At 67.4% G+C, this 3550-nt stretch carries 2 protein-coding genes and 2 pseudogenes; 1 reads left to right on the top strand and 3 read right to left on the bottom strand.

From position 1 onward, the window contains the following. A pseudogene (locus tag VF794_RS19205) lies at positions 1-724 on the bottom strand (vitamin B12-dependent ribonucleotide reductase); the annotation flags it as partial. A gap of 574 nt (positions 725-1298) precedes the next feature. Here VF794_RS19205 and VF794_RS19200 point away from each other — a divergent pair. Further along, positions 1299-1634 carry a (2Fe-2S) ferredoxin domain-containing protein gene (locus tag VF794_RS19200; RefSeq protein ID WP_331112455.1) on the top strand — a complete coding sequence of 112 codons (336 nt, stop codon included), beginning with the start codon at positions 1299-1301 and terminating at the stop codon, positions 1632-1634. A 108-nt stretch (positions 1635-1742) separates the two neighbouring features. Here VF794_RS19200 and VF794_RS19195 read toward each other — a convergent pair whose 3' ends face one another. Beyond that, a complete protein-coding gene (locus VF794_RS19195; RefSeq protein WP_349257556.1) occupies positions 1743-2456 on the bottom strand; it encodes a Bax inhibitor-1/YccA family protein in 714 nt (237 codons plus the stop codon). A 115-nt stretch (positions 2457-2571) separates the two neighbouring features. Further along, positions 2572-3550: pseudogene (locus VF794_RS19190) on the bottom strand (hypothetical protein); the annotation flags it as partial.

Raw genomic sequence — 3550 nt, 5'->3', positions numbered from 1 at the left:
CGGCGCGGCGCGTCTTGCCACCGCTCTTGATGACCCCGGCGAAGGCGTCGAAGCCCTTCATGAAGGAGACGGGGCCGCTCGCGGTGCCACCGCCCGCCAGCAGCTCCTTGCTGGAGCGGATGGTGGACAGGTTGCTGCCGGTGCCCGAGCCGTACTTGAAGAGCATGCCCTCCGTCTTGGCCAGCCCGAGGATGGACTCCATGGAGTCATCCACCGAGTTGATGAAGCACGCCGAGCACTGCGGGTGCTCCTCCACGCCGACGTTGAACCACACCGGCGAGTTGAAGGCCGCCTTCTGGCGCAGCAGCAGGTGGGTGAGCTCGGCGCGGAAGGTGTCCCGGTCCGTGGTCGTGGCGAAGTAGCCGCCCTCGGAGCCCCAGCGGGTGAGGGTGTCCACCACGCGGGCCACCAGCTTGCGCACGCTCGACTCGCGCTCCGGGGTGCCGGGCGTGCCCCGGAAGTACTTCGAGGCCACCACGTTGGTGGCCAGCATGGACCAGGACTTGGGCACCTCGATGTTCTTCTGCTCGAAGACGCTCTTGCCGTCCTCGCCCGAGATGGACGCGGTGCGCATCTCCCAGGCCAGCTCGTCCGCCGGATCCACCCCGGGCGTCGTGAAGAAGCGTTCCACCGTCAGACCACCGGCGGGAACCTTCCCCCGCAGCCCCGTGCCCAGCTCCTTGCCGTCCAGTACCGCCGCCGTGGCGCTCAGCTCATGCTCCATGGTCCACCCTCCCGCTGCTTCACTCAAGGTATGACTGCGAAATTTGCAAAAAGCCAAGCCCGCGAGATCTCTTGGGATCAAGTGATCTCAACTCGACACGTCTTCCCCGGGTAGGGAGAGGTACGTGTCGTCGGGTCAAACTCTTGTTTTTTGGAATTGAGCCTGCTCGCCCGAGGGGCGGGCAGGTAGACAAAGGTACGATCCTCGTTCCGACATCGTCAAGGCTCTCCGACCCCCAGATCTTGTGTGCGCCATCTTCATGCCACCCAGGGATTGGGGAGAGTGACCGATCCGACACTTCAGTCCCGGAGCCACTTCCCCCGCTCGGAACCGCTGCGGGGGAGCCGATCTAAAGCCTGCCCGCCTGCTGATCAACTCTCTTGCACAATGGAGCGTCATTGGCTGACCAGTCATGTAGCGTCACTCCTGCGGAAAAGCCGGTGATCACTAGCGGATGTTTGCTGTGAGTCTGTGCACGGATCCTCACGGCGGGGAGTGCCCCAGGCAAGAAAGCCACGGCCGGGTCCCGCGAGAGGTGGTCGCTTTAGGACGGACGCTGCGTTAGGAGGGCAACATGCCTCCGTTCAAACGTCACGTATTCGTCTGCACGAACCAGCGTCCCGAGGGGCATCCCAAGGGTTGCTGCGCCTCGAAGGGCGCCGAAGAGGTGCGCGCCCGCTTCAAGGAGGAGCTGGAGAAGCGCGGGCTGAAGGGGCAGATGCGGGCCAACGCCGCCGGATGCCTGGACACCTGCTCCTTCGGCATCTCGGTGGTCGTCTATCCCGAGGGCACCTGGTACGGCGAGGTGAAGCCCGAGGACGTGCCGGCCATCGTCGACGAGCACCTCGTCGGCGGCCGGCCCGTGGAGCGGCTGCTGATGCCCTTCTCCCGCAAGAAGTCCACGGAGTAGGGCGGGCTCTCAGTCGTCGAAGGACAGCCTGGTTCGAGCGCGGCGGAAAAGAAAAAGGCGGCGGGCCCGGGAGCGCCCACCGCCTTCATTGCTGAATCAGGCCGGTGCCTAGTCGCGGCGGGAGCCGAAGAGGCGCAGCATCGAGATGAAGAGGTTGATGAAGTCCAGGTACAGCGTCAGCGCGCCGACGATGCTCAGCGTGGCGGCCGGGCTGTAGCCCGACTCGGCATGCATCTCGCGCAGCTTCTGCGTGTCGTACGCGGTGAGGCCCGCGAAGACGAGCACGCCCGCGCAGCCCACCACGAAGTTGAGCATGGGGTTGGGCCAGATGGCCTGGACGATGCTGGCGATGAGGATGCCGATGACGCCCATGAAGAGGAAGGTGGACCAGCCGCTCAAGCTCTTCTTGGTGAGGGTGCCGAAGGCGCTCATCGCCCCGAAGGTGCCCGCCGTCAGCAGGAAGGCGTTGGCGATGGAGCCCCGCGTGTAGACGTAGAAGAGCACCGAGAAGGTGAGTCCCGTGAGCACCGAGTAGGCGAGGAAGAGCGCTCCGGCCGCCGCGCCGGAGAGCCGGTTCGCCAACCCCGACAGGGCGAACACCAGGCCGAGCTGCGCGAAGAAGAGGATCCAGCGGTACTGGGCGATCTGCATCACCAGTTGCGGCGAGGCCGCGGTGAACATCGCCACCAGGCCGGTGACGGCGAGCCCGGCGAACATCCAGCCGTACACGCGCGACATGAAGGCGCGCTGAGACTCCTGCACCAGGACGTCACTGACCGCGGGGCGAGCCGTCTGCTGCCAACCGGGATTTTCCCAAGCCATGAATTTCCGTGTCCTTTCGTTGCGCTGGGCGGCGATTCCCGCCCGACGCCTCTTTATATAGCGCGCCTACAACCGTTGTGCCGGGCTTGTCTTCCCGGGCTGTCCGGTGGGGAGATCAAAGGGCCTTCCAGGCCATGAGCAGCTTCTGGGCGACCTCGGTGGTGATGAGGGGCAGCACGCCGCCCCCGCCCACGATGTTGACGATCTCCGAGGTGGAGCCTCGGCACACCCCGCCCCAGGCGGGCTGCTTCGCCAGTCCCACCGAGGCATACGCGGAGTAGTCCACGTGGAGGCTCAAGGACGTCAGGCCGCGCTCCTCGCACAGCAGGTGCTCCTCGGGGGTGGTCTCCACCACCTCCTGCACCACGAAGCCGCCGCCCGCGGGGTCCGTGGAGGCGCGCTCGCACAGCTCCGCCCAGGTGGGCACGGTGCCGTAGGCGGCCTGCGCCCGCTCCACGTACGCCGGGGTGCCCACCGAGCGACCGAGGTACACCGCCCGGCCGCCGTAGTCCCAGGCGCGCTTGAGGACGAAGCGCTTGGGCTCCGAGGCCACGCGCGCCACCAGGTCGGCTACCTGCTCACCCTCCGGGCCCACGCCGGGGCCGTGCCGGAAGGGCCGCGTCCAGGGCACCGAGGTGCGTACCGCCTCGAGTTCCTCGGGGCTCAGCCCGGCGGCCTGGGCGAGCGCGGGCTCCACCAGCGCCTGCGAGAGCAGGGCGAAGGCCGTCTTCACCTCCACCGGCGAGACGGGCGGGTTGAGCAGCACCGCCTTGCGGCCCGGCACCGTGCCGAAGAAGTCCGCCATCCACGGGGCCGGCGTCTCCTCCAGCCGCCGTACGAAGAGGTGCCGGTACACCAGGTCATAGCGCTTGCCGCGCACCTCGAAGTGCTCGTCGCCGGAGACCTCGTCCGGGTGGACGAGGTCCGCGTCCGCGCCGAACTCACGGAAGCGCTCGCACAGGTAGCGCTGCTCGGTGATTTGAGCGTCGTTGCGGCGGCAGAGCAGGGCGACGGTGTTCGGCATCTGCCCGTCGCGCTCGGCGGCATAGCCGTCCAGCAGGGCGCGGTAGAGGGCGAGCGCGTTGCTGCCGTTG

This window comes from Archangium sp. (genome assembly GCF_036389735.1).
GTDB lineage: Bacteria > Myxococcota > Myxococcia > Myxococcales > Myxococcaceae > Archangium.
The sequence above is the reverse complement of the archived record's forward strand: the minus strand, read 5'-3'. Positions and strand labels throughout refer to the sequence as shown.

Coding starts and splice junctions, on each gene's coding strand:
- VF794_RS19200 (WP_331112455.1), top strand. CDS start 1,299: ATGCCTCCGTTCAAACGTCACGTATTCGTCTGCACGAACCAGCGTCCC.
- VF794_RS19195 (WP_349257556.1), bottom strand. CDS start 2,456: ATGGCTTGGGAAAATCCCGGTTGGCAGCAGACGGCTCGCCCCGCGGTC.